Consider the following 24,707-nt stretch of genomic DNA (forward strand, 5'->3'; position numbering starts at 1 on the left):
CGGACTATTCCTTTACATGCCGGAGCGGATTTTTTCATGCAGCTGCAATGGATACTAGATCCTTATTCAACCTGCGAGTTCAGGAAAATTCGGCGACATGGCACGCCAGTCTCAAAATTGGAACAACGCGCGGGGCGTTTCTACCATAAGCGCACGCATAAACGGCAGCGAAACCTGCAAATCCTGTAACTGGCGCGTCACCGTATCGAAGCTGACGACTGCCTCGTGTTGTGTATGCGGCCAGTCACTCCCCCATACCAGGCGATGGGCGCCAAAACTCTGCTCCAGCAGGCCCAGTGCGGCCCTGGCAAATGCCAGATTCTGCCGCTCGGTGCCCGCCAGCCGGTAGATACCGGAGACCTTCATCCAAATTTGCCCGCTGGAGCCCAGCGCCATCAGTTCGGCATATCCTGGTTGATCTAGGCCCGAACGGGCATCGGGGCGACCGAAGTGGTCGACCACCAGGCGGACGCCGAACGGCATCAACTGGCGAATCAATCCCGGCAGATGTTCTACCGGGGCATGCAATTCGACATGCCAATCCAATTCGGCAAGGTGGCCAAGGAACTCTTTCCACAGGATTTCGCGAAAGTCGGGCGAGGCCGTGCCCATCAGGTTCAAGCGAACGCCGACCACGCCCAGCCGCGCCATCTCCTCCAGCTCGACTCGGCTGATATCCGGTTCCACCACCACGACCCCGCGCAGTTGCTCCGGCGCCTGTTCCAGCGCGGCGAGCAGGTAGCGGTTATCGGTGCCGAGAAAGCTCGGCTGGACCAGAACCCCATGGCTCAAGCCATGGGTCTGCAGATGGTTCAGGTATTGCGCAAGCGTAGCGTCATAGTCCGGTGTGTAACGCCGCACGGCAGCCAGCTCCAGCTCACGGCTGAACACGTGGGCATGGCAGTCGATGCCGGTCATCGACGTAGTACAGGAATCAACCATGGTTCTCATCTATCAAAATTAAAGTGATCAGGCGCGGGCGCTCTCGCTGGCAGATGCCACGGCGGGCGCCGGTGACGCAGATGCCTCAAGGCTACGGCCTCGGGTTTCCGGCAGGCAAAGCGCCGCGAGCACAGCCACGCCGTAGGCGATGCCCGCATCAATGCCGATGGCTGATCCCAGGGACATGGAATCGCTCATGTGCCCCACCAGGAACGGGAATACCGCCGACAGCACCCGGCCGAAGTTGTAGCAGAAACCGACGCCGGCACCGCGTACATCCGCCGGGTACAACTCGTTGAAGAACGCCCCGAGGCTGGCCGGAATGCCGGCTGCGAAAAAGCCGAGCGGGAAGCCCAGGAACAACATCTGCGTATTGCTCAACGGCAGGAATACGTAGCACTGCACGGTCACCACACAGCACAGCGCGAACAATAGGATGTTCTTGCGCCGGCCGATGCGATCGATCAGCAAGCCACTGACGACACAACCGCACCAGAAGGCAAAGATGATCACCGCCAGGTAGCCGCCGGAATTGAGCACCGACAGGTTGCGCTCGGTCTTGAGGAAGGTCGGCAGCCAGGTCATCACCGCGTGATAACCGCCGTGGGCACCCAACCCGAGCAAACCGCCGAACAGGGTCACGCGAATCAGTTCCGGGCGAAAGATGCCGCCCAGGGACTTGAAGAAGCTCTGCGGAATCGCCTGTTCCTTTTGCAGCCGCTGGAAACTGTCCGGCTCCTCGACGTTGCGGCGCACCCAGATGATCAGGAACGACGGCAGCAGGCCGACGACGAACATCACCCGCCAGGCCATGTCCTGCGGCACCAGGGAGTAGATCAGCGTAAAGACCCCGACAGCCAGCCCCCAACCCACCGCCCAGGCGCTCTGGACCGTGCCCATGACCTTGCCGCGGTATTTCGGATTGATCGTCTCGGCCATCAGCACCGCGCCGGCGGCCCACTCTCCGCCAATGCCAAAGCCCTGCAATGCCTTGACGATCAACAGTTGGTGAAAGCCCGTGACGAACGCCGACAGGAAGGTGAAGAACGAGAACCACAGGATCATCCATTGCAGCGTGCGCACCCGGCCATAACGGTCGGACAGCGTCCCGCCGACCCAGCCACCCAGGGCCGAGGTCACCAGCGTAACGCCGCTGATCAGCCCCGCATCGCCCTTGGACAAGGCGAACGCGGCGATCAATGCCGGTATCGCCAGGCCGAACATCTGTACTTCCAGCGCGTCGAGCGACCAGCCGCCAAAACACGCCCAAAACGTCTTGCGCTCCCGCGAAGTGATCTGGCGATACCAACTGAACATGATTTTTATCCTAATGAGTGGAACAAAAGGCAGCCGAGAGCGAACCGCGCCGCTACAGGGCCAGTCAGGAAAAACACACAGGGCAAGGGCAGCGGCATTCGAGAAGCCGCTAGCCCGCCGAAGTCAGCGGATTTCGACGCTGTAGCGGAAATGCTCGGCATGCCCGCGCGAACGGCGCCATTCCAGCGAGTTGCCGGCGTAATCGCGGGCCAGACGCTCGATCACCACCACCGGGCTGTTGACCGGAACCTGCAACAAGCGCGCGTGCACCTCGTTGACCGATTCGGCCGTGAGGGTTTCCTGCGCATAGGCAACCACCTGCCCGCAGATTTCCTCGTAGATGGGATAAAGCAACGGCCCTTTCTGGTTCAGGTCGATCTCCAGCAACGGCTGGAATCGGCCACGTGGCAGCCAGATTTCTTCGGCGAGCACCGGCTCGACTTCCAGCAGACGCACCCGGACGATGCGGATCACCGGCGCATCGACCGGCAACCCCAAGGCCTGTGCGACCGCCGATGGCGCCGCCACCGGCTCGACAGACAGAATGCGACTCTGCGGAACCCGGCGTTCACCGGACGCCGACTGAAAGCGAAAGAAACGAAACAACGATGACTGGAACTGCGGACGACGAATGAAGGTGCCCCGCCCTTGCTGGCGCTCCAGGATGCCCTCGCTGACCAAGGCATCAATTGCCTTGCGCACGGTTCCGGTGGACAGCTGGTATTCGGCTGACAACGCCGCCTCGGTGGGAATCGCCTCCCCCGGACGCCAGCGATTGTTGGCGATCTGCTCCGCCAGCTGGTCACGCAAACGTTGATAAAGCGGCAGGCGGGCGTCGCTGGACAGGGCGTTCATAGGACTATATTCACCTTGTTATCTAGTCATCTATATGAATTTGCGCCGAGTATTTGCTTCGACCCGCCGTGTTGTCAAGACGGGGCCTGATACTTTGCAGACCAACGGAAACGGCAAGCGCAGCGAATCAGTGCGCTGCGTGACGGGGCAAAACCAACGAAATCAGGGCGGCGAGCAACACCAATGCACTGGAAATCCAAAGGCACGCCGCCAACCCGTACCCTTGGTAGACCCAACCTGAAAGCAGCGTCCCGGCCAGCCGGCCGATGGCGTTGGACATGTAATAGAAACCCACGTCCAGCGACACGCCGTCCTCCTTGGCGTACGACACGATCAGATAACTGTGCAGCGAAGAATTCACCGCGAACAGCACGCCAAAGACCATCAGCCCGCCCAACAGCATCGCCTGTTGTGACAGCCCCAGGGCCATCGCCGCCGGCAAGCCCGCCAACGCCAGCGCCCAGAGGAACGCGGCGCGTCCATCGGGCACCTGCCCGCGTTTCTTGCCGGTGATGTTCGGCGCCAGGGATTGCACGATGCCGTAGCCGATGACCCACGCGGCGAGAAATCCGCCCACGGTCGAGAAATTCCAGCCGTAGACACTGCTCAGGTAGACCGGCAGGGCCACCACGAACCAGACATCCCGGGCGCCGAACAGGAACATTCGCGCGGCCGACAAAATATTGATCGCCCGGCTCTTGGAAAGGATGTCGCGAAACCGGGGCTTGGCCTTGGCCTTGCCCAGGTCCTTCTTCAGCAGGATCAGGCTACCGCCCCAGATCAGTGCCAACACGACGGCCATCGCCAACAATGCGCCCTGGAAACCGATCCATGCGAGCAGCGCCCCGCCGAGGAAAAAGCCGACGCCCTTGAGCGCGTTCTTCGAGCCGGTGAGGATCGCTATCCAGCGATAAAGCCTGCCCTGTTCACCGTCAGGCACCAGGAGCTTGATGGAGCTCTTGGCGCTCATCTTGTTCAGGTCCTTGGCGATTCCCGAAAGCGCCTGGGCCATCATCACCCAGGCGATGGTCAGCCAGGCGGACGGAACGGTCAGCATCAGCAGCGCCACCACTTGCAGGCCCAAGCCGATGTTCATCGTCCGATTCAGGCCCAGCCGGGCACCGAGGTAGCCGCCCAGCAGGTTGGTGATCACGCCGAAGAGTTCGTAGAACAGGAACAGCGCCGCAATCTGCAACGGGCTATAGCCCAACGCGTGGAAGTGCAATACCACGAGCATCCGCAGGGCGCCGTCGGTCAAGGTGAAGGCCCAGTAATTACCGGTGACGAGCAGGTACTGTCGCACTTGCGGCGCTATGGCTGACAAGGCTTTCATCACGATTCCTCAGATGGCCAGGCCAACCATCCGGGCCAGTTCGACGGTGCGGTTGGCGTAGCCCCATTCGTTGTCGTACCAGGCATAGAGCTTGACCTGGGTGCCGTTGACAACCAGGGTCGACAGCGCATCGATAATCGACGAGCGCGGATCGGTGCGGTAGTCGATGGACACCAGAGGGCGCTCCTCGAAACCGAGGATGTCCTTGAGCTCGTGCTCGGCTGCGTCCTTGAGAAAACCGTTCACTTGTTCGACCGTGGTGGCTCGCTCGACCTCGAACACGCAATCGGTCAGCGACGCATTGGCCAACGGCACCCGCACGGCATGGCCATTGAGGCGCCCGCGCAGCTCGGGAAAGATTTCGGCGATAGCGGTGGCCGAGCCGGTGCTGGTGGGAATCAGGCTCATGCCCGACGCCCGGGCGCGGCGCAGGTCCTTGTGCGGCTGGTCGAGGATGCTCTGGGTATTGGTCAGGTCATGGATCGTGGTGATCGAGCCGTGACGGATGCCGAGCTTCTCGTGGATTACCTTGACCACGGGTGCCAGGCAGTTGGTGGTGCAGGAAGCCGCCGTCACGATGCGATGCCGGTCCGGCTCGAACTGCTGGTGATTGACCCCCATGACGATATTCAAGGCGCCCTGCTCTTTCACCGGGGCACTGACCACCACGCGCTTCACGCCCTGATCGAGATACGCCTGGAGCACCGCGACCGTCTTCATCTTGCCGCTGGCCTCGATCACCACATCGCAGCCCGACCAGTCGGTGTCGGCGATCGCTTTGTTGGCTGTGACCTTGATGCGCTGCCCCTCGATGATCATGCTGGCGCCATCGGCGTCGGCCTGGCGGTTCCAGCGGCCGTGCACCGAATCGAAGTTCAATAGATGCGCATGGGTCGCCGCGTCGCCCGCCGGATCGTTGACCTGCACGAACTCGAAATCCGGCCAGCCCCAGGCTGCGCGCAAGGCAAGGCGACCTATGCGTCCGAAACCGTTGATGCCTACTTTGATCGTCATTTTGAAGGGGGCCGTCTATCTGTGTTCAGTCGAATATATGTTTTTCCGGATACAAGAGGAAATCGAAAGTGGCGCATCCCCGTGGCGAGGGAGCTTGCTCCCGCTCGGCTGCGCAGCAGTCGTACAACTGCCGCCTCGAAAAGCGTGTTGGCCGGGGTTGGGGCCGCTTCGCCCGAAGCGTCGGACCGCCCCAGCGGGAGCAAGCTCCCTCGCCACGGGGCCATTCTTCTTGAGTCGATATTTTCAGTCGACGCAGTGCTCCAGTCACGCTCTCGTAGTACAGTCTGCACCCGATATCAGCCCCAATTTGAACGACATCAGGTGTCCGGGGAATTTTGCTTGAACAGACCCGCACCTCATGTTCTTCGTCAGCCGAAGCGGTAACAGCATGATTGAAATCACCGAAGTCTCCATTGCCCAGCTCCGGGCTGCGCTGGAATCCGGCCAGACCACGGCGGTCGAGCTGGTCCAGGCCTATCTCGCCCGGATCGACGCCTATGACGGCCCCGACACGCCCACCGCCCTCAACGCGGTAGTGGTTCGCAACCCCGCTGCGCTGGACGAGGCCAACGCGTCCGATGCCCGGCGGGCCAAAGGCCAGACTCTGGGCCCCCTCGATGGCATTCCTTATACCGCCAAGGACAGTTATCTGGTGAAGGGGCTGACCGCTGCGTCTGGAAGCCCGGCCTTCAAGGACCTGGTTGCCCATCGCGACGCCTTCACTATCGAACGCCTGCGTGCCGCCGGGGCGATCTGCCTGGGCAAGACCAATATGCCGCCGATGGCGAACGGCGGCATGCAGCGCGGTGTTTATGGCCGCGCCGAAAGCCCTTATAACGCGGATTACCTCACCGCGCCTTTTGCCTCCGGTTCGTCGAACGGCGCGGGCACTGCCACCGCTGCCAGTTTCGCCGCCTTCGGCCTCGCTGAAGAAACCTGGTCCAGCGGACGCGGCCCGGCCTCCAACAATGGCTTGTGTGCCTACACGCCCTCGCGCGGGGTGATCTCGGTGCGCGGCAACTGGCCGTTGACCCCGACGATGGACGTTGTCGTGCCCTATGCCAGGACCATGGCCGACCTGCTGGAAGTGCTGGAAGTGGTGGTGGCGAACGACCCCGACCCCCGTGGCGACCTGTGGCGCCTGCAACCCTGGGTGCCGATTCCGTCCGTCGATTCGGTCCGTCCCGCCTCGTACCCGAGCCTTGCCGCCAATCCCGAAGCGCTGGCCGGCATCCGTTTCGGCGTGCCGCGCATGTACATAAATGCCGACCCCGAGGCGGGCACCGCTGAAAAACCAGGCATCGGCGGCCCGACCGGGCAACGGATCATCACTCGCCCGTCGGTGATCGCCCTCTGGGAAGCCGCGCGCAAAGCCTTGGAGGCCCAGGGCGCCGAAGTGATCGAGGTGGACTTCCCGCTGGTGTCCAACTGTGAGGGCGATCGTCCTGGCGCGCCGACGGTGTTCACCCGCGGCCTGGTGTCCAAGGAGTTCCTGCACCATGAACTCTGGGATCTGTCGGCCTGGGCGTTCGATGATTTCCTGCGGGCCAACGGCGATCCGAAACTCAATCGCCTGGCCGACGTCGACGGACCGCTGATTTTCCCTCACGATCCGGGCACCCTGCCCAATCGCGAGGATGATCTTGCCGCCGGCATGGACGAATACGTGAAGATGGCCCAGCGCGGCATCACGCCGTGGGACCAGATCCCGACCTTGCCCGATGGCTTGCGCGGCCTCGAAGAGACACGCCGGATCGATCTCGAGGACTGGATGGAGCGCCTTGGCCTGGACGCGGTGATCTTCCCTACCGTGGCGGACGTCGGGCCCGCCGACGCGGACGTCAACCCGGAATCAGCCGACATTGCCTGGAGCAACGGCGTATGGGTCGCCAACGGCAACCTCGCCATCCGCCACCTCGGCGTGCCAACTGTCACCGTGCCGATGGGCGTCATGGCGGACATCGGCATGCCGGTCGGGCTGACGTTCGCGGGCCGTGCCTATGACGATTCGAAACTGCTGCAGCTGGCTTCGGCATTCGAGTCGACGGGCTCGAAACGGATGATCCCGCCTCGGACTCCGCCGTTGTCTGGTGACCATCCGCGCGCGTGATCGCGGCGGGTACATGAAACAGGAAAGCAGGCCCACCGCTTCAATAGCGTGTGAGGCCTGCGTCATCGGCGCCTGCTGCTGGCTAATCGAACCTGCCCACCGCTAGCCGCCCCGTCTCGGGCCGCGCATAGAGATACCCCTGCATCAGCTCGATGCCCAACTCCAGCAGCGTCGCGCTTTCTTCTCGCGTCTCGACGCCCTCGGCGATGACGGTAATCTCCAGCCGGCCGGCGACCAGGATGATCCCCTCGACAATCGCGCGCCTGACCGGATCCTGGTCGATGCCTCGGGTCAACGCCATGTCGATCTTCAGCACTTGGGGCTGGAACAGCGCCAGCAGATTGAGCCCCGAATAGCCAGAACCGAAATCATCGATTGCGGTAGTGAAACCCTGGCGTTCGTACTCCAGGAAGATCGACTTGAGGTGCTCGGGGTCGTCCACCCTTTCGCCTTCCGTGACCTCGAACATGAGCCTGTCCGGCGGAAAGCGGCTTTGACGCGCAGCCTCCAATGTCGCCCGTATACAGGTCTCGGCCCGGTACACGGCGTTGGGCAGGAAGTTGATGCTGAGCAGGCAATCGGGAATGTCGAGGATACCCAGCCTGGCAGCCTCCTCGATCGCTTTTACTCGGCAGGCCTGGTCGAACCGGTAGCGGTTGCCGTCATTCACAAGCCCGAGGATATAACCTGCCGATTCGCCGTTTACGCCTCTGACCAGTGCCTCATAGGCAAAGGCCGTGCGCGTGCGGACATTGAAGATTGGTTGGAACGCCATGGTGAAATCAAATCCCAATGCCGAATGGTCGCGACACTCGGCGCAACCAAGGGATTTGAATGTTTGAGGAGAAGAGGATGCGGTCATATCAGTGTTCCGTCGCGGCAGCGGGTGTCCCTGTGTTGCAGAAACTACAGGCAATCTCCCTTGAATCGGCACGGGTCGCGCTTTCTGGAGTGCGGTCGGGCCCGCGTTACGCAATTAACAACGTTTAACTCGCCCCTGCGCGCGGCCTCACCAAGAATGGCGCTCTGTCCAGGCCTTGGTTCACACGGAAAAGACGCATGTCGCCCGCATCCACAAACATGATTGTACCCGGGCCAGCACCGGTCGCCCTGAAGCCGATCTGGCTGCTGGCTTTGCTGGCGGGAAGCGCACCCGCGCTGGCAGGACAAACCGCCGAGGGTTTCCTGCAAGGGGCGACATTTGAGGTGCTGAGCCGCAACTTCTACCTCAACAATGACTACCGGTCCCCGACCCCGGCGGGCAAGAGCTACAAGGCGGAATGGGCCCAGGGCTTCATCGCCACGTTCGAGTCCGGCTTCACGCCCGGCATCGTCGGTGCAGGCATCGACGCCCATGGGTTCGTCGGTTTGAAACTGGACGGCGGCAAGGGCCACTCGGGGACGGGACTGCTGCCGCTGGACGAAGACGGGCGCAGTGAGGACGAATACTCCAGCGCCGGCGCTGCGCTGAAATTCAACACCTCGCGAACCACCTTGGCGCTGGGCGAAATGACCGTCGCGACACCGGTATTCGATACGGCTGACAAGCGCCTGCAACCGGAATACGCCAGCGGCGTGTTGTTGTCGAGCCAGGAAATCGATGAGGTCGATTTGCAGGCGGGTCATTTCAACGCCTTCAAGAATCAGGATGCCTCCACCGCCAAAGGCGATTTCTCCGGTTATGGGGCAAGTACCCGCCACGGCAGTATCGACTTCATCGGTGCCGACCTGTTCAGCGGCCGCACGGTGGGCGGCGCGCTCTATGCTTCCGAGCTGAGCGACACCTGGCGCCAGTACTACGCCAATGTGCATTCGACGCTGGGCCAGCTGTTCCTCGACGGTAACGTCTACTACACCCGCGACCATGGCCAGGCCAGCGCAGGCGCCATCGACAACACGGCTTTCAGCCTGTCCGGCAAATATCGACATGAAGCCCAGGCATTCACCTTGGCGTACCAGAAAATCAACGGCGACACGCCTTTCGATTTCGTCGGTGGCGACTCCATTTACCTCGCCAACTCGATCAAATACGCCGACTTCAATGGCCCGGGCGAGCGCTCCTGGCAAGCTCGCTATGACCTAGACCTGGGCACCTTGGGCATCCCCGGCTTGAGTTTCATGGCCCGCTATGTAACCGGCAACGGGATAGATGGCAGCCATGCGCCACGGGGCGGCGCCTACAACCCGTTCGACAGCGACACCGGAACCTACAGCCCGCAGCAGGGGGACGGAGGCCGTCATTGGGAGCGCGACCTGGACCTGCATTACGTCGTGCAATCAGGGCCGGCCAAGGACCTGTCGCTGCAACTGTCCCACGTCACCCACCGCGCCAACAGCGCCCAGGCCGGCGATGACATCGACAGGCTGTACGTCGTTATCCAGTACCCGCTGAAGCTCGGGCCGTTCTGAAAAGACGCATCATCAAACCTTCACGCTGCTGACGGCATGATAGTTGGCATCGAGCCCAGCGAGGAAGCGCCATGCCGTCATCAAGACTAGCGACGAACGTCTCTCACCGACCAAGGCTTGCGGATCTCAAACCGCTTGTCCAATCCTTGCGGGCAACTCCCGCTGCCCTGCGCAGACAGGCGGAACCCAGGATCACTCCGGCAACACAGCTGGAAAATCGAGAGGGTTATCGCAGCGACTTCCTTGGCGATTTCATCGTGCCCTGGCCGTCCCTGGATTCAGCCCAGGCAGAGGACGTCCACCCGACGGGCGCAGCCATGAACCGTCTGGATTACACCCATTTCTCCATCACCCTGTCTCGGAGTCGACGGTTGGCGCTCGTGGCGGGTGTCAATATCGATGGCGCCAGCAGTGTCGAAGTCGATCGCGGGCGCGATGCCTGGGCCTATGACGGGCGACTGCCCAGCGATGCGCAGCTCGGCGAAGAGCTCTATGCCGACAACCTGCTCGATCGCGGCCATCTGGTGAGGCGCCAGGACCCCAACTGGGGCCAGGAGGCGCACACGGCCAACACCGACACCTTCCACTTCACCAACTGCTCGCCACAGATGGCCGCCTTCAACCAGAAAACCTGGCTGGAGCTCGAGGACTATATCCTCGACAACACTCGCCGCTGGAAAGCCCGGGCGACGGTATTCACCGGGCCGTTGCTGCGCGAAGATGATCCGACCTACCGGGGCGTGCAGATCCCCACCGCGTTCTGGAAAGTCGTGGCATTCCTGGGCGACGACGGCAAGCCCTCGGCCAGCGCCTACATGATTGACCAACGCCGGGAACTGGGAAAACTGGAGCTCCTGTTCGGAGCGCTAAAGACCTACCGACACAGCGTTGATCAGATCGAAACGCTGACGGGTGTTCGTTTTGGTGATCTGGCCAACTACGACGGTTTCTCGAACGAGGAACGCTTGACCGGAACACGGATTGAAGCGGCCATCCGCGGGCCCGAAGATATCCTTCTGTAAAACGGACCGGCCGGCGCCCGGTACAACGGACGCCGGTCGGGCTATCAGCGCTCCTGACCAGGAAAATCAGCTCCACGCGCCGTGGCCTCCCACGCGCGAAACTCTTCCTGCATGGCGGACAGCTTGGCCATCGCCACTTCGAATGCGCGATTGCCCAACAGCAACCGCTGAGGCGGCTGCTCGGCATTGACCGCGGTATAGATCGCCGCGGCCGCACGCGCCGGGTCGCCTTCCTGCCTGCCGACCGAGACGTGATAAGCGCGGCGTGCGACGCCTGCGGTGGCGTCGTAGTCGTCGATCGACTCGCTTACCTCGGCTGCCGAGCCGGCCCACTCGGTGCGAAACGCGCTGGGTTGCACGGTCATGACCCGGATGCCGAGCGGTTCGACTTCGGCCCGCAAGGCATCGCTGAGCCCTTCCACAGCAAACTTGCTCGCGCAGTAATAACCCACCGCAGGAAAGCCGGCGAGCCCGCCGATGGACGTCAGGTTGACGATCATCCCCTGCCGCCGCCGGCGCATGCCAGGCAGCACCGCGTGGATCATGTTCGCGGTACCGACCAGGTTGACCTCCAGGAGCCGACGCGCTGCCTGCGGATCGGTCTCCTCGACGGCGGCGAAGTAACCGATACCGGCGTTGTTGATCAACACGTCGACCTTACCAAAGACTCGCTCGGTGGCGGCCACTGCGTCGCGGGCCTGCTGTGGGTCAGTGACATCGAGCGGCAGCACCAGAGCTTCGCCGAGGCGGCCCAGGTCCTGCACTTGCTCGACTTTGCGGGCGGTGACGACCACGCGCTCACCCTGCTTGAGCAGATGCTCGGCAATGTATCGACCAAAACCAGTGGAACAGCCGGTGACCAGCCAGGTTTTACGATTGCTCATGACGGTTCTCCTCTGTTGGCTCAGCCGGCGGTGACTGTCATGCCGCCATCAGCCATGACCACCGAGCCGACCATGAAGCTGGCACGGTCCGAGGCCAGGAAGGCGACCACCTCGGCGATTTCTTCAGGTTGCGCGGCCCGGCCGATGGGGGCGGCTTCGCCGTGCTGGGCGAGAAAGTGCGGGCCGTCCTCGACCACGTCATTGAGGATATTGGTGACCACATCGCCAACGCCGACCGCATTGACTCGGATGCCATGCTCGATGGCTTCCAGCGCCAGCGTGCGGGTCAACTGCGCCAGGGCGCCCTTGGACGCGGTGTAGGCGGCGATGGTCGGGAAAGCGAAATAGGATGCATAGGAGGCGATGTTGACGATGGCCCCGGACTTGTTGGGCATCATTGCCTTGACCGCTTCGCGTGAGTGCAGGAACGCCGCGGTGGCGTTGACGGCCTGGATGCGTTCCCAATCCTGGCGCGTCATGTCGACCACCAGTTTGTTGATGATGATGCCGGCGTTATTGACCAGGATATCCAACCGGCCGAACTGCTCGACCGCCAGGCCCACCGCGCGCTCGGCGGCGCCGTCCTCGGTAATGTCAGCCACCAGTGGCACCAGTCCCGGGCGGGCCAGCTCGTTGACGGCGGGGTTGATGTCCTCGGCGATCACCTTGGCGCCACGGGCGTGTAGCAACAGGGAAATGGCCTTGCCGATACCGCTGGCGGCGCCAGTGACCAGGGCGACCTTGCCTTCGACTTCGTGGGGAATGTTGTGTTTGATATCGCTCATGGTAGCTCTCCTCGTTGACCGACCGACGAGACATTCGCCGGTGCGCTGTCGTGATTGACGGTTTCACTGTCGCGCAACGAGGGTTACCGGGCTTTGGTGATGTTGCGGGGACTGTCGGGGTTTTGCGCAAACCTGCAAAACCGGCGGGATTACCCGGGACGGCAGCGCGTCCCGGGCATCGGGTTCATGGCTTGCGAGTCACCCGCCACACGGTGTTCGCCAGGTCATCGGCGATGATCAACGCACCGCGCGGATCAACGGTCACACCCACGGGCCGCCCACGGGTCTTGCCATCGTCGCCGCGGAAACCCGTGGCGAAGTCCACAGGCTCACCAGCGGGACGACCGTTGCGAAACGGCACGAAAATGACCTTGTAGCCCACCGGCTGGTCGCGGTTCCAACTGCCGTGCTCACCCACGAAGGCGCCTTCGGCAAATTGCTCGCCCATGGCCGGGATGGAGAAATCGACACCGAGTGCCGCGACGTGGGACCCGAGGCTGTAGTCGGGTTTGACCGCAGCGGCGACTTTTTGCGGATCCTGCGGTTGTGCGCGCGGATCGACGTTCTGCCCCCAATAGCTATAGGGCCAGCCATAAAACGCGCCTTCGCGCACCGATGTCAGGTAATCCGGCACCAGGTCGGGACCCAACTCGTCACGCTCGTTGACCACCGCCCACAACTGTCCGGAGCCAGGCTCGACCTTCAGCGCCGTCGGGTTGCGCAGACCGGTCGCGTAGGGTTTGTGGGCGCCTGTCTCGGCGTCGATCTGCCAGACCATGGCCCGGTCGATTTCGACTTCCATGCCGCGTTCGGTGACGTTGCTGTTCGAACCGATGCCAACGTACAGCGAGCGTCCGTCGGGACTGATGGCCAGCGCCTTGGTCCAGTGGTGGTTGATCTCGGACGGCAGGTCGGTGACCTTGGTGGGCGCTCCACTGGCCTTGGTCTGGCCTTCCTGATAATCGAAGCGCACCAGTGCATCCTGGTTGGCGACGTACAGCTTGCCGTCGGCAAACGCCAGGCCATAGGGTGCGTTGAGGTTTTCGGCGAAGACCGTCTTGAGCTCGTAGGTGCCGTCGCCATCAGCGTCGCGCAACAGCGTCAGGCGATTGCCGCCCTTGACCTGGGTGTTGCCCTTGGCCTTGATGACACTGGCAATCACATCCTTGGGCTTGAGCTTCGCGGCGTTTCCGCCACGGCCTTCGGCCACCAGGATATCGCCGTTGGGCAGTACCAGGGTCTGGCGCGGAATCTTCAGGTCGGTGGCGATAGCGGTGATGTCGTAGCCTTGCGGCACCGTCGGTTTCTGCTCGCCCCAGGGCACCGGCTCGGCGATTTTCATGCTGGGCAACAACCCGCGCTGGGGCTCCGGCAATTTGGGGTCCGGACCGCGTGCCTGAGTGGCGTCCCCTTCTCCTCCGCAGGCGCTCAGCAACAACGCCATGCTCAAGGCTGTCAATGCGATGCGCGGTTTCATTGCTCACCTCCGGAACGCAGATTGGTCAGCCCGACCCACGCCGCAGCGCAGGCCAACACGGTTACGACGACCGACAGAACCAGGCCCTGGGGCATGATGGCCCAGGCGTCCTTGGCATGTTCGAAGGCATTGATCAGCCCGAGTACCCAGGTCACCAGCAATAGCAGGAAATACACCACCGGACGCCCGCCCTTGCGCTCCGCACGGATCAGATTGACCAGCGCAAACAGCAATGCCAACCCACAGAACAGCAGTCCGCCGGCAATCAGCCAGGAGGCGAAATTGCTCCATTGGATCTGGTAGGTCTTGTAGTACGCGATGTCATTGAGCAGCGCCCCGAGAAACAACGGAACGGTGCCGGCGAGCAGGACCGCGTGAAGCGGACCTGGCGTGCTTCGGTAGAGGGGATGGGTGGTAACGGTCATGACAGCTCCTTATCGTTCAGCGTCCCGTGGCGGTTTCCGTGAGATCCGGGCCGGCGGGGTCGCGTTGATTAACGCCTAGGGAAATGATCGTGCCGCCAAAGCGATAGTTCCGATTTTTCGCTTGGGGTAAGGCGGCAGTTCCCAGCGTTTTTAATGACAAGGAGTACGGGGTATGCCGATACAAACCGTGGCGAGGGAGCTTGCTCCCGCTGGGCTGCGTAGCGGCCCCAAGCCCTATCACCAAGGTGTGTCAGGCTGATCCCGACCAGCCTTTTTGGGATTGCTGCGCAATCCAGCGGGAGCAAGCTCCCTCGCCACGAAGGGCAGTGCTGGGTGTCAGCTTCAAAGGCTTGAGGTCATGGTTTTCTGTGGCGAGGGGATTTATCCCCGCTGGGCTGCGTAGCGGCCCCAAGCCTAATCACCAAGGTGTGCCAGGCTGATCACGACCAGCCTTTTTGGATTGCTGCGCAATCCAGCGGGAGCAAGCTCCCTCGCCACGGGGGAATGGGGTTTCGGGGGGGGTCGTGTTAAACCCGCACCATCAGGGCCTCGTCCGCATCCGCCGCGCCATGCAGCAACTCGATCAGCCAATCGATGAACACCCTCACCCTCGGCGACAGCTGTCGATGAGGCGGGTAGACCACTGAAATCGGCCATGACGGCACCGGATGACCGCTCAATACCTCGACCAACCGCCCCTCGGCGAGTTGCCGTTGCACGTGGTAACGCGGCGCCTGGATCAGGCCGAATCCCGCCTCGCAAGCCGTCACGTAGCCGTCGGCGTTGTTGACGGTCAGCTCGGATGACATTTGCAGCTCTCGGACCTGCCCTGCCACTTCGAATTCGAACGGGAAATAGCGACCGTTACCGGACGCGAAACCGATGGCGCGGTGCTCTGCCAGGTCCTCCAGCGCCACAGGCGTACCTGAACGGGCCAGGTAGCCAGGGCTGGCGCAAGTCACTTGGCACAACCGCACGATCGGTCTCGCAACCAGCGCCTGGTCGCTGATGACGCCGGCCCGGATGGCGCAATCCACCCCTTCACGCTGCAGATGAACCAACCGGTCATGAAACCCCAGGTCCAGTTTCAATTGCGGATAGCGCCGATAGAAGTCCGCCAGGTTCGGCACGATCCATGTGCAGCCGAAGGCGATGGGCATGTCAACGCGCAGGGTGCCGCGAGGTTGGCTGCGTTGCGCGGACAGCGAGGTTTCCAGGTCATCCAGTTCATCGAGCAACTGGCCGCAGCGCTGGTAGTAGGCTTCGCCATCCAGGGTTGCGCGCACCTGCCGCGTGGTGCGCTGTAGCAGTTGCACCCCCAGATGCCCCTCCAGTTGCTGGATCAACAGGCTGACGGTAGCCCGGGGCAAACCCAGATCGTCGGCCGCCTTGCCGAAACCGCCCAGTTCGACGATGCGCCGGAACACCTGCATAGCCTGTAATCGATCCATGGTTCTACTCACTATTCAGAAATCACGAATAGTTAAACCAAAAACAGCGGCTTTATCCAGAAAACCGTTTTACGGAGACTGATCGCGTCACTTCAACCCAAAGGAACAACGTCATGATCACTCGTCAACTTGGCCATCAAGGTCCACACGTCAGCGCCATCGGTCTGGGCTGCATGGGCATGTCGGATTTCTACACCACGGGCACCGACGAGCGCGAATCCATCGCCACGCTCCACCGCGCCGTCGAGCTGGGCGTGACCCTGTTCGACACGGCCGACATGTACGGCCCGCACACCAACGAAGAACTGCTCGGACGCGCCTTGCGCGGCAAGCGTGAAGGTATCTATCTGGCGAGCAAGTTCGGCCTGGTGCGCAGCGATGATCCGCATGCCCGGGGCGTCAATGGTCACCCCGAATACGTCCGGCAGTCGATCGATGGCAGCCTCAAGCGCCTGGGTACCGATTACCTCGACCTCTACTATCAGCATCGCATAGACCCACAGGTACCCGTCGAAGAAACCATCGGCGCCATGGCCGAGCTGGTCAAGGCCGGCAAGGTCCGTCACATCGGGATTTCGGAGGCCAGCGCCGAGACCATCCAGCGGGCCCATGCCGTGCATCCGTTGGCAGCGGTGCAAAGCGAATACTCGCTGTGGTCCAGGGAGCCGGAACACAACGGCGTGCTCGACACGTGCCGGCGCCTGGGCATCGCCTTTGTCGCCTACAGCCCCTTGGGCCGCGGCTTCCTGACGGGCGAGTTGAAGACCCCGGACGATTTTGCCGAAGACGACTACCGCCGCTTCAACCCGCGTTTCCTGGCCGACAATTTCCAGCGCAACCTGGCCTTGGTCGAACGGGTCAAGGCGATGGCTGAGCAGAAGCAGATCAGCGCCTCGCAACTGGCCTTGGGCTGGGTCCTGGCCCAGGGCAGCAATGTGATCCCGATCCCGGGCACCAAGCAGCGCAAGTACTTGGAAACCAACGTCGCTGCCGCCAGCGTGTTCCTGAGCGCCGAGGAGCTGGCTCAGCTGGATGCGATTTTCGCCGCCCGAGGCGCGGTGGCCGGCGAACGCTACAGCGCCGAGGTGATGACCTTGCTCGACGGCTGATCAGGCCGGGCTTTTTACCAGCAACGGCACCGGGGACATTCGTCCCCCGTGCCACCCCGGCACGTTTTCGATCCGATTCTTGACCAGCGGCGCCAAATCCCGCTGCGATATTCTGGCTTACTGCAAATCCTCTGCTATAGCTTAACCCCTTCACTTCATGCATGTGAGGCAAGGGAATGTCAGTCGCCAAGAAGATGAGTGTGAGCCAGCTGACCATGCTGACCGCCGTCAACATGCTGGGGTCCGGCATCATATTGCTGCCGACCAAACTCGCCGAAGTCGGCGGCATCTCCATCCTGTCCTGGCTGATCACCGCCACGGGCTCGCTGGCATTGGCCTACGCGTTCGCCCGCTGCGGCATGCTCAGCCGCAAGACCGGCGGCATGGGCGGTTACGCCGAATATACCTTTGGCAAATCCGGCAACTACATCACCAACTACACCTACGGCCTTTCGCTGTTGATTGCCAACGTGGCGATCAGCATTACCGCGGTCGGTTATATCCAGACGTTGTTCGATATCAAGCTGGATTCCCTGCAAGTCGGCCTGGCGACCATCGCTTTGTTGTGGCTGACCACCTTCGCCAATTTCGGCGGCGCAGGCATCACCGGCAAGATCGGCGCCGTGACGGTGTGGGGAGTCATTGCCCCGGTGGTGCTGGTTTCCACCGTCGGTTGGTTCTGGTTCGACAGCAGCGTCTATGCCGCCGGCTGGAACCCTCACGACAAGACCTGGTACGAAGCGGCAGGCGCTTCGGTGGCGATCACTCTCTGGGCATTTCTCGGGCTCGAATCGGCCTGCGCCAACGGTGACGCGGTGGAGAATCCCGAGAAAAACGTGCCGATTGCGGTCCTCGGCGGGACCCTTGGTGCCGCGGTGATTTACATTGTTTCGACCAACGTCATCGCCGGTATCGTCGACAACGCCGAGCTGGTCTCCTCCACCGCGCCGTTCGGCCTGGTGTTCGCCAAGATGTTCACGCCGCTGGTGGGTGACATCGTCATGGGCCTGATGGTGCTGGCCTGCATCGGCTCGTTGCTTGGCTGGCAATTCACCGTGGCACAGGTCTTCAAGAGTTCGGCGGATACCGGCTATTTCCTGCCGATCTTCGCCAAGGCCAACAAACATGGTGTGCCGATCATCAGCATGCTGATCCTGCTGGCGATGCAGACAACCATGGCGCTGCTGACCATCAGCCCGGACCTGGCCAAGCAGTTCGATACGCTGGTGAATCTCGCCGTGGTGACCAACCTGGTGCCCTACATTCTCTCCATGGCGACACTGGTGACCCTGCAAAAGGTTTCGAATGTCCCGGCGAACAAAGCCCTGGTCACCAATATCGTCGCGGGCGTCGCGGCGGCTTACAGCTACCTCGCGCTCTACAGCTCAGGCGAACAGGCGCTGATGCTCGGCGGCGTGGCGGTCATCGTCGGCTACACGCTGTTCGGTTACGTCAACACCCGCCTGATCCGCCTGGAGGCCATGAACAACAGCGTACCGACCCAGACCGTCGCGGCGCAGCACATCGTTGGCGAGCCCATCCCCGTCAACCACCTGAAGGCAGCTAACCTGGAGCCCTTGCCATGACGGAACATCGAAATCTGTTGGGGATGCTGGCCTTGCTGGTCTCCAATGCGCCCGACAAACGCAGCGTATTCGGTCGTGCCCTGATCCAGCTGATCAGCGACGTGGAGGACCGCGCCGTGAGCGTGCTGACCTCCGAAACCCTGAGTGATGCCAAGTCGATCCTGAGTTCCGACCCGGCCATCCAGTGCGTGTTGCTCAGTTGGGAAATCGACACCAGCGACGACCACCGCGAATGCATCGACCTGCTCACCGCGCTACGCGAGCGCAACACCCGCGTGCCGGTGTTCCTGATCAGCGATCGCAGCACGGCGTCGAACGTGCCGTTGATCGTCATGCAACATGCCGATGACTTCATCTGGTTGCCTGAAGACACCAGCCGTTTCCTCAGCGGGCGGATACTGGCGGCTATCGAGCGCTATCGCCAGGCGGTGCTGCCGCCGATGTTCGGCGCGCTGCTGAAGTTTGCCCGCAGCTACGAATATTCCTGGCACACACCGGGCCATGCGGGCGGCACGGCCTTCTTGAAAAGCACCGCCGGCCGGGCATTCTATGAATTTTTCGGGGAGAACCTGCTGCGTTCGGACCTGTCGATTTCCGTCGGCGAGCTGGGTTCCTTGCTCGACCACAGCGGCCCCATCGGACAGGGCGAGCGTTATGCCGCCAAAGTGTTCGGCGCGCACCGCACCTATTACGTCACCAACGGCTCATCGATGTCCAACCGCGTCATCCTGATGGCCAGTGTGACCCGCGACCAGATCGCATTGTGCGACCGCAACTGCCACAAATCCGCCGAGCATGCGATGACCCTCTCCGGGGCCATTCCGACCTACCTGGTGCCGACCCGCAACCGCTTCGGCATCATCGGCCCGATCCTGCCGCGGACCCTCAGCGCCGAGGGGGTGAAGGCCGCCATCGCAAGCAATCCGCTGGTCAAGAGTCACATCGACCCGACGCCGGTACATGCGATCATCACCAACTCCACCTATGACGGCCTGACCTACAATGTCACTCGCGTCGAGGAGTTGTTGGGGCAAAGCGTCGACCGCCTGCATTTCGACGAAGCCTGGTATGGCTACGCGCGTTTTAATCCGCTGTACAAGGATCGCTTTGCGATGCATGGCAGCCCGGACGATCACGACCCGTCGAAACCGACCGTGTTCGCCACCCAGTCCACGCATAAGCTGTTGGCGGCGCTGTCCCAGGCCTCGATGATCCATGTGCGCAATGGCCGCAATCCGATCCCCCATGGGCGCTTCAACGAGTCGTACATGATGCACGCCTCGACTTCGCCGAATTACGCAATCATGGCCTCCTGCGACGTCAGCTCGGCGATGATGGAGGCGCCCAGCGGGCAGATCCTCACCAGCGAGGCGATCGAGGAGGCCATCGCTTTCCGTCAGGTCATCTCGCATATGCAGAACGAGATGCGCAGCCATGACGACTGGTTCTTTTCCTGCTGGCAGCCGCCGTCGGTGCAGGTCGACGGGGCATCGATCGCGTTCCACGAAGCCGACCCGGCCAGGCTCAAGGTCGATCCAGGCTGCTGGGTCCTGCACCCCAATGAGGTCTGGCACGGCTTCGGTGACATTGAAGACGGCTACTGCATGCTCGACCCGATCAAGGTCTCGATTCTCAGCCCCGGCATGGGCGACGACGGCAACCTGCTGGACTTCGGTATTCCGGCATGCGTACTGAGTGCCTACCTGGGCACGCAAGGCATCGTGGTGGAAAAAACCACTGATTTCACCATCCTGTTCCTCTTTTCCATCGGCATCACCAAGGGCAAGTGGGGCACGCTGGTCAACGCGCTGCTCGACTTCAAGCGCGACTACGACGCCAACCTGGAACTGGAACTCTGCCTCCCCGACCTGTTGAGCGCCAACCAGCAACGTTATTCCGGCATGGGGCTCAAGGACCTCGCCGAGGAAATTTTCGCCGCCATGAAACAAACCAGGACCACTGCCGCCATGGCCCAGGCGTTCGGCACACTGCCTGAGGCGCACTTCAGCCCGGTGGAGGCGTACGAGAAACTGGTCAAGAACGAGATCGAGCAAGTCACCCTCGAAGAAGCGGCCGGACGCATCGCCGCGACGGGTATCGTGCCGTACCCACCAGGGATTCCCTTGCTGATGCCGGGAGAAAACGCAGGGCCTTCGGAAGGACCGGTGCTGACCTACCTCAAGGCGCTGGAAAGCTTTGACCGATCGTTCCCCGGGTTCACCCATGACACCCATGGAATTGAAAGCGAAGCGGGCACTTATCGATTACTGGTGCTGAAACAGTAGCTCAAGCCGGGATGAGTCCGGCTTCCTGGTAGCTGAGGATCAGTTCGTCGAACAGGTTGATGTCGAGCCGCGTCCGGGCGATCAACTGGGCACCCGCGACAGCGGTGTAAATGGCCAGGGCGCGGCGTTCACACTTTTCCACGCTACCCGTGCCGGCGGCTGCCAGCACCTCGGCCAGCCACGCCACGTTGGCGTCGGCGAAGGCCTTGACCTCGCGCTTCACCGGCTCAGGCAAGTCTTCGTGTTCGGCCGCCATGAAGCTGGACAGGCAGAGTCTATTGCCGTCTTCCAGTGACTTGCGAAAGATCGAGGGGTACAGCCGCAAGCAATCATGGGGGTCGGGGTTCTCCTCACGGATCGTCTTCAGAACGGCGGCCGCGTCCTGCCAGTAGCGTTCAGCTACCGCCGCGCCCAGATCGGCCTTGCTGGGGAAGTGGTAGTAGATACTCGCGTTCTTGATCCCCACCGCTTCGGCGATGCTTCGAAAATTGATTCCGCTGTAGCCATGGGTCTGCGCAGCGCTTTTAGCGGCTGCCAGGATGGCTTCCCGAGCGTTTTCGCTCACGTCCCGTTCCTCATTCTGAATGGCTGAAACCGGGCTGATTGTACCCGCAGTCAGTTTACCTGCCAAGTGACAGGTAGGGATTGACAGCCCGAGAATTGTCGCCCAATCTTTTACCTACCAATTGACAGGCAGGTAACTTGATCATGACTCTCACCCATTCCCACCACGACGTTTCCGAACTCCCAATGATGAAAATCCATGACTGGTTTGACGGGCCCTATCCGGCGCGAGTACGCATCGCCCTGGCAGAGAAAGGTCTACTCTCGAAAACCGAATTCGTCTCGGTCAATCTATGGACAGGCGAACACAAGAAGCCGGCGTTCCTCGCGATCAATTATTCGGGAACGCTGCCGGTATTGGAGCTGGAAGACGGCACGCTCATTGCCGAATGCACGGCAATCACGCAGTACCTGGACGCCTTGGTTGGTTCCCCTGCCCTGACCGGTGAAACGCCTTTGGAGAAAGGCCTGATTCAGATGATGACCAAGCGCGCCGAAATAGAATTCCTCGATGCGGTCAGCGTGTACTTCCACCATGCGACCCCGGGTCTAGGGCCGGAAGTCGAGTTGTACCAGAACGCTGAGTGGGGCATGCGCATGCGCGACAAGGCGGTCAGGGGCATGCGTTATTTCAATGACCTGCTGAGCCAACGCCCGTTTGTTGCAGGCGAGCGTTTTTCGATGGCAGACATCGCGGTACTGGGCGGCATGATCTTCGCCTCGCTGGTCAAGTTGCCAGTGCCCGAGGAATGCCAGGCGTTGCTGGCATGGCATTCGAAGATGCAGGCAAGACCCAGCGTCCAGCAGTGGCGAGCGATGGTCGAGCGCGGTGCAGCGCAACGTTGAGGTAAAGGCGCATCCGCCATTCGATGTAACGGCGGCGGATGCGCCTTGTCAGCCAGCCGCGGAACAGCTCGAGCGGCTCACGCCAACAATTCGCTGATCCAGCGAATCTGCCGCGCGATCTCCTGCACCTTTTCCTGCGCCACGCCCTGCTGCGCCCGGGTGAGGTTAGCCAGGTTTTTTTGTTTGAAGCGCAGCATGCGCTGCCACTTGTCCAGGAATACCGGGCTGCGAGCCTGCATCTGCAGCGGGCCGAAGTACAGTTCCTCGGCGCTGTACGTCACCGGCCCATCGCGCTCGGCGACGATGATTTCGTAGTAGAAGCGGTTCTCCCGCAGCATTTCCTCATGAAGGATGCGGTAGTCGTGGGCCATCAACCATTGGCGCAATGGCTGCTCGCCGCCGTTGGGCTGCAGGATCAGCCGTTCCCGACCGCTCAGGCGGGACTTGCCGGCCTCGAGAATGTCGCGAATCGTCTCGCCCCCCATGCCGCACAGGCTGATCGCCGTTATACCGTCGCCGGGTTCGATCGCCCCCAGGCCGCTGGCCAGGCGCACGGCAATCGTTTGTTCAAGACCGCTTTCGCGCACCGTGCGTTCGGCCGAGCGGAACGGCGTCAACGCCACCTCCCCGGCCACCGCTGCGCTGATCACACCACGACGTAGCAATGCCACCGGCAGGTAGCCGTGATCGGAGCCGATATCGGCAAGCCGGGCACCCGCCGGCACATGCGCTGCCACGCGCTCCAGGCGCATGGATAATGTCTGTTCGTTCAAACTTCCAATCCTATTCTCGCCGGGCAGCCCCGGCGTCTGTAGCCATGGTCAGGCGCGACACTGTACCAGCGACGGAGGCAGTCAGGCTTGTGAACCCTCGCGCAGCCGGCCCGGCACGGCACGCAACTGAGGGATCGTTCTCATAACGGAGCCGCAGCCGTCGTCAGCCACGTGTTTGGGTCTATGCTTGTCTTGGGTTCGCTCAGGAACGGCGAACCGCCTATCAGGAGAACATGTGAAGCATTCGATGCCTGCCGCAGCGCTGCTCTGTCTATTGCTCGGTTCAGGGGCCGCGGCTGAGCCATATCAGGTCGTGACCGAGGAATGGGCACCCTACAACTACGTCGAAAACAGTCAGCTCACCGGTATGACCACGGAAATCGTCCGAGCCATCATGGCCCAGACCGGGGACGACTTCGAAGTCGTGCTGCAGCCCAGCATGCGGGCCACGCAAATATTGCGGACCCGGCCCAAGACCATCATGTACTCGCTGTTCCGCACGCCGGAGCGCGAGCCGTTGTACAAGTGGGTCGGGCCGATCGTCGAAGAATCCATCCACGCCTATCAATTGGCTGACGCGCCGCCGATCACTTCGCTGGAACAACTGCTGCGCGCCCCGCAAATCACCACCCGCCATGCCGGCCTGGTGCCCCAGATGCTGAAATCGCTGGGCTTCAACAACCTGGACAAGAGCGCCACCGAGAGCAAGCTGCTCTACCGCATGTTGCTGGCCGGGCGGACGAATATCATCGTCGGCGATACCGATGCGGGAGTGGCGTATTACAGCCGCCAGTTGAAAATACCCGCCGGAACATTGCGCAGGATTCCCATCGAACTCTACCGCTCCTCGCTGTACATCGCCTTCAGCGTCGACAGCGACGAGCAGGTGATAGCCAAGTGGGCCAGCGCGCTTGAGCAACTGCGCCGGTCCGGTGAACTGGCACGCATCCAGCAACGCTACGAGCAACCTGCCGAACGCTGAAGCACATCGGCTTCACGACTCGCCGGCAACCCGCCTGACCCGATGACAATCCCACGGTTCGAGTTTCCGGCCGCTCCACGAGCGAACCTCGATAGGCATCAGCGGCTGCCCTGACTCGTTGTCTACCAACAGCGACCTTGTCTCCTGCGGGGTGAACAGGAACCTTTCGCCCCACTGCCTCAAACTGACGACCAGCGCAAAAGTCGCCTGGCCTTTTTCCGTCAGGACGTACTCCTTGTAGGCGCTCCCATCCGAGGCGGGCCGCACCTCGAACACGCCGACTTCGACCAGGGCCTTGAGTCGCGACGCCAGGATGTTCTTGGCCACCCCCAGGTTCTTCTGAAACTCGCTGAAGCGGCGAAGCCCATCGAAGGCGTCGCGGATGATCATCAGCGACCAGCGATCGCCGATGACTTCCAGCGTGCGTGCCACGGGGCATTCGCGGTTATGCGACACATCGTTCTCAACCATCTTGTTTACCTTCGGACGGGGCTGCGGTACGCCGTTTACTCGTCGGTCAGTCTCGCCCATGTGGTTG

22 protein-coding genes are annotated in these 24,707 nt (G+C 62.0%); 8 read left to right on the forward strand and 14 right to left on the reverse strand.

Annotation, left to right across the window (positions count from 1 at the left end; translation table 11 throughout):
• Positions 1–111 precede the first annotated feature (111 nt).
• From J3P89_RS13655 to J3P89_RS13675, 5 genes are all read right to left on the reverse strand, one after another.
• Positions 112–942 carry an amidohydrolase family protein gene (locus J3P89_RS13655; RefSeq protein ID WP_434697879.1) on the reverse strand — a complete coding sequence of 277 codons (831 nt, stop codon included), beginning with the start codon at positions 940–942 and terminating at the stop codon, positions 112–114.
• 27 nt (positions 943–969) lie between these two features.
• The gene (locus J3P89_RS13660; protein ID WP_434697880.1) at positions 970–2,259 is read right to left on the reverse strand and encodes an MFS transporter; all 1,290 of its coding nucleotides are present in this window, start codon (positions 2,257–2,259) and stop codon (positions 970–972) included.
• 123 nt (positions 2,260–2,382) lie between these two features.
• The gene (locus J3P89_RS13665) at positions 2,383–3,114 is read right to left on the reverse strand and encodes a GntR family transcriptional regulator (protein WP_434697881.1); all 732 of its coding nucleotides are present in this window, start codon (positions 3,112–3,114) and stop codon (positions 2,383–2,385) included.
• Between the two features lie 127 nt (positions 3,115–3,241).
• On the reverse strand, positions 3,242–4,447 hold the full coding sequence (gene arsJ, locus J3P89_RS13670) for an organoarsenical effux MFS transporter ArsJ (RefSeq protein ID WP_434697882.1): 1,206 nt from the start codon (positions 4,445–4,447) through the stop codon (positions 3,242–3,244).
• Positions 4,448–4,456: 9 nt separating this feature from the next.
• Positions 4,457–5,461: an ArsJ-associated glyceraldehyde-3-phosphate dehydrogenase gene (locus J3P89_RS13675; RefSeq protein WP_434697883.1), complete on the reverse strand. Its 1,005-nt coding sequence runs from the start codon at positions 5,459–5,461 to the stop codon at positions 4,457–4,459.
• Positions 5,462–5,849: 388 nt separating this feature from the next.
• On the opposite strand from J3P89_RS13675, the gene J3P89_RS13680 reads away from it, so the two are divergent.
• Positions 5,850–7,571, forward strand: a complete 1,722-nt coding sequence (locus tag J3P89_RS13680) for an amidase (protein WP_434697884.1) — start codon at positions 5,850–5,852, stop codon at positions 7,569–7,571.
• 82 nt (positions 7,572–7,653) lie between these two features.
• Here the strand turns inward: J3P89_RS13680 and J3P89_RS13685 are convergent, their stop codons facing one another.
• A complete protein-coding gene (locus J3P89_RS13685) occupies positions 7,654–8,433 on the reverse strand; it encodes an EAL domain-containing protein (RefSeq protein ID WP_434697885.1) in 780 nt (259 codons plus the stop codon).
• Positions 8,434–8,630: 197 nt separating this feature from the next.
• Here J3P89_RS13685 and J3P89_RS13690 point away from each other — a divergent pair, with 197 nt between their 5' ends.
• The gene (locus J3P89_RS13690) at positions 8,631–9,980 is read left to right on the forward strand and encodes an OprD family porin (protein WP_434697886.1); all 1,350 of its coding nucleotides are present in this window, start codon (positions 8,631–8,633) and stop codon (positions 9,978–9,980) included.
• Positions 9,981–10,051: 71 nt separating this feature from the next.
• Positions 10,052–11,002 carry a DNA/RNA non-specific endonuclease gene (locus tag J3P89_RS13695; protein WP_434697887.1) on the forward strand — a complete coding sequence of 317 codons (951 nt, stop codon included), beginning with the start codon at positions 10,052–10,054 and terminating at the stop codon, positions 11,000–11,002.
• Positions 11,003–11,046: 44 nt separating this feature from the next.
• On the opposite strand, the gene J3P89_RS13700 is transcribed toward J3P89_RS13695, so the two are convergent.
• The 5 genes from J3P89_RS13700 to J3P89_RS13720 all read right to left on the reverse strand — a co-directional run bounded on the left by J3P89_RS13700 (position 11,047) and on the right by J3P89_RS13720 (position 16,024).
• Entirely contained in the window at positions 11,047–11,886 is an 840-nt protein-coding gene (locus J3P89_RS13700) for an oxidoreductase (RefSeq protein WP_434697888.1), read from the reverse strand.
• A 20-nt stretch (positions 11,887–11,906) separates the two neighbouring features.
• Positions 11,907–12,671, reverse strand: coding sequence for an SDR family NAD(P)-dependent oxidoreductase (locus tag J3P89_RS13705; RefSeq protein WP_434697889.1), 765 nt, complete (start codon positions 12,669–12,671; stop codon positions 11,907–11,909).
• 184 nt (positions 12,672–12,855) lie between these two features.
• Complete coding sequence (locus tag J3P89_RS13710; protein WP_434623999.1) at positions 12,856–14,148, reverse strand: PQQ-dependent sugar dehydrogenase; 1,293 nt, start codon at positions 14,146–14,148, stop codon at positions 12,856–12,858.
• On the reverse strand, positions 14,145–14,573 hold the full coding sequence (locus J3P89_RS13715) for a DUF2231 domain-containing protein (RefSeq protein WP_434674275.1): 429 nt from the start codon (positions 14,571–14,573) through the stop codon (positions 14,145–14,147). The genes J3P89_RS13710 and J3P89_RS13715 overlap by 4 nt, the downstream gene beginning before the upstream one ends.
• 527 nt (positions 14,574–15,100) lie before the next feature.
• Positions 15,101–16,024: a LysR family transcriptional regulator gene (locus J3P89_RS13720; RefSeq protein ID WP_434568652.1), complete on the reverse strand. Its 924-nt coding sequence runs from the start codon at positions 16,022–16,024 to the stop codon at positions 15,101–15,103.
• Between the two features lie 113 nt (positions 16,025–16,137).
• Here J3P89_RS13720 and J3P89_RS13725 point away from each other — a divergent pair, with 113 nt between their 5' ends.
• The 3 genes from J3P89_RS13725 to J3P89_RS13735 all read left to right on the forward strand — a co-directional run bounded on the left by J3P89_RS13725 (position 16,138) and on the right by J3P89_RS13735 (position 21,004).
• On the forward strand, positions 16,138–17,133 hold the full coding sequence (locus J3P89_RS13725; protein ID WP_434697890.1) for an aldo/keto reductase: 996 nt from the start codon (positions 16,138–16,140) through the stop codon (positions 17,131–17,133).
• Between the two features lie 176 nt (positions 17,134–17,309).
• Positions 17,310–18,719: a putrescine-ornithine antiporter gene (gene potE / locus J3P89_RS13730; RefSeq protein WP_434697891.1), complete on the forward strand. Its 1,410-nt coding sequence runs from the start codon at positions 17,310–17,312 to the stop codon at positions 18,717–18,719.
• On the forward strand, positions 18,716–21,004 hold the full coding sequence (locus J3P89_RS13735) for an Orn/Lys/Arg decarboxylase N-terminal domain-containing protein (RefSeq protein ID WP_434697892.1): 2,289 nt from the start codon (positions 18,716–18,718) through the stop codon (positions 21,002–21,004). The genes potE and J3P89_RS13735 overlap by 4 nt, the downstream gene beginning before the upstream one ends.
• 1 nt (position 21,005) lies before the next feature.
• Here J3P89_RS13735 and J3P89_RS13740 read toward each other — a convergent pair whose 3' ends face one another.
• Complete coding sequence (locus J3P89_RS13740; RefSeq protein WP_434697893.1) at positions 21,006–21,569, reverse strand: TetR/AcrR family transcriptional regulator; 564 nt, start codon at positions 21,567–21,569, stop codon at positions 21,006–21,008.
• A 188-nt stretch (positions 21,570–21,757) separates the two neighbouring features.
• On the opposite strand from J3P89_RS13740, the gene J3P89_RS13745 reads away from it, so the two are divergent.
• Positions 21,758–22,414, forward strand: a complete 657-nt coding sequence (locus tag J3P89_RS13745; RefSeq protein ID WP_434697988.1) for a glutathione S-transferase — start codon at positions 21,758–21,760, stop codon at positions 22,412–22,414.
• Between the two features lie 77 nt (positions 22,415–22,491).
• Here the strand turns inward: J3P89_RS13745 and J3P89_RS13750 are convergent, their stop codons facing one another.
• On the reverse strand, positions 22,492–23,187 hold the full coding sequence (locus tag J3P89_RS13750) for a tRNA (adenine(22)-N(1))-methyltransferase (protein WP_434624014.1): 696 nt from the start codon (positions 23,185–23,187) through the stop codon (positions 22,492–22,494).
• 247 nt (positions 23,188–23,434) lie between these two features.
• Here J3P89_RS13750 and J3P89_RS13755 point away from each other — a divergent pair, with 247 nt between their 5' ends.
• Positions 23,435–24,169: a substrate-binding periplasmic protein gene (locus tag J3P89_RS13755; protein ID WP_434631335.1), complete on the forward strand. Its 735-nt coding sequence runs from the start codon at positions 23,435–23,437 to the stop codon at positions 24,167–24,169.
• A gap of 12 nt (positions 24,170–24,181) precedes the next feature.
• Here the strand turns inward: J3P89_RS13755 and J3P89_RS13760 are convergent, their stop codons facing one another.
• Positions 24,182–24,640 (reverse strand): winged helix-turn-helix transcriptional regulator, encoded by a 459-nt coding sequence (locus J3P89_RS13760; RefSeq protein ID WP_434697894.1) that lies wholly within the window; start codon positions 24,638–24,640, stop codon positions 24,182–24,184.
• Positions 24,641–24,707: the final 67 nt, after the last annotated feature.

Origin of the sequence: Pseudomonas sp. Z1-14, assembly GCF_051132005.1 — a bacterium.
Taxonomy (GTDB): domain Bacteria; phylum Pseudomonadota; class Gammaproteobacteria; order Pseudomonadales; family Pseudomonadaceae; genus Aquipseudomonas.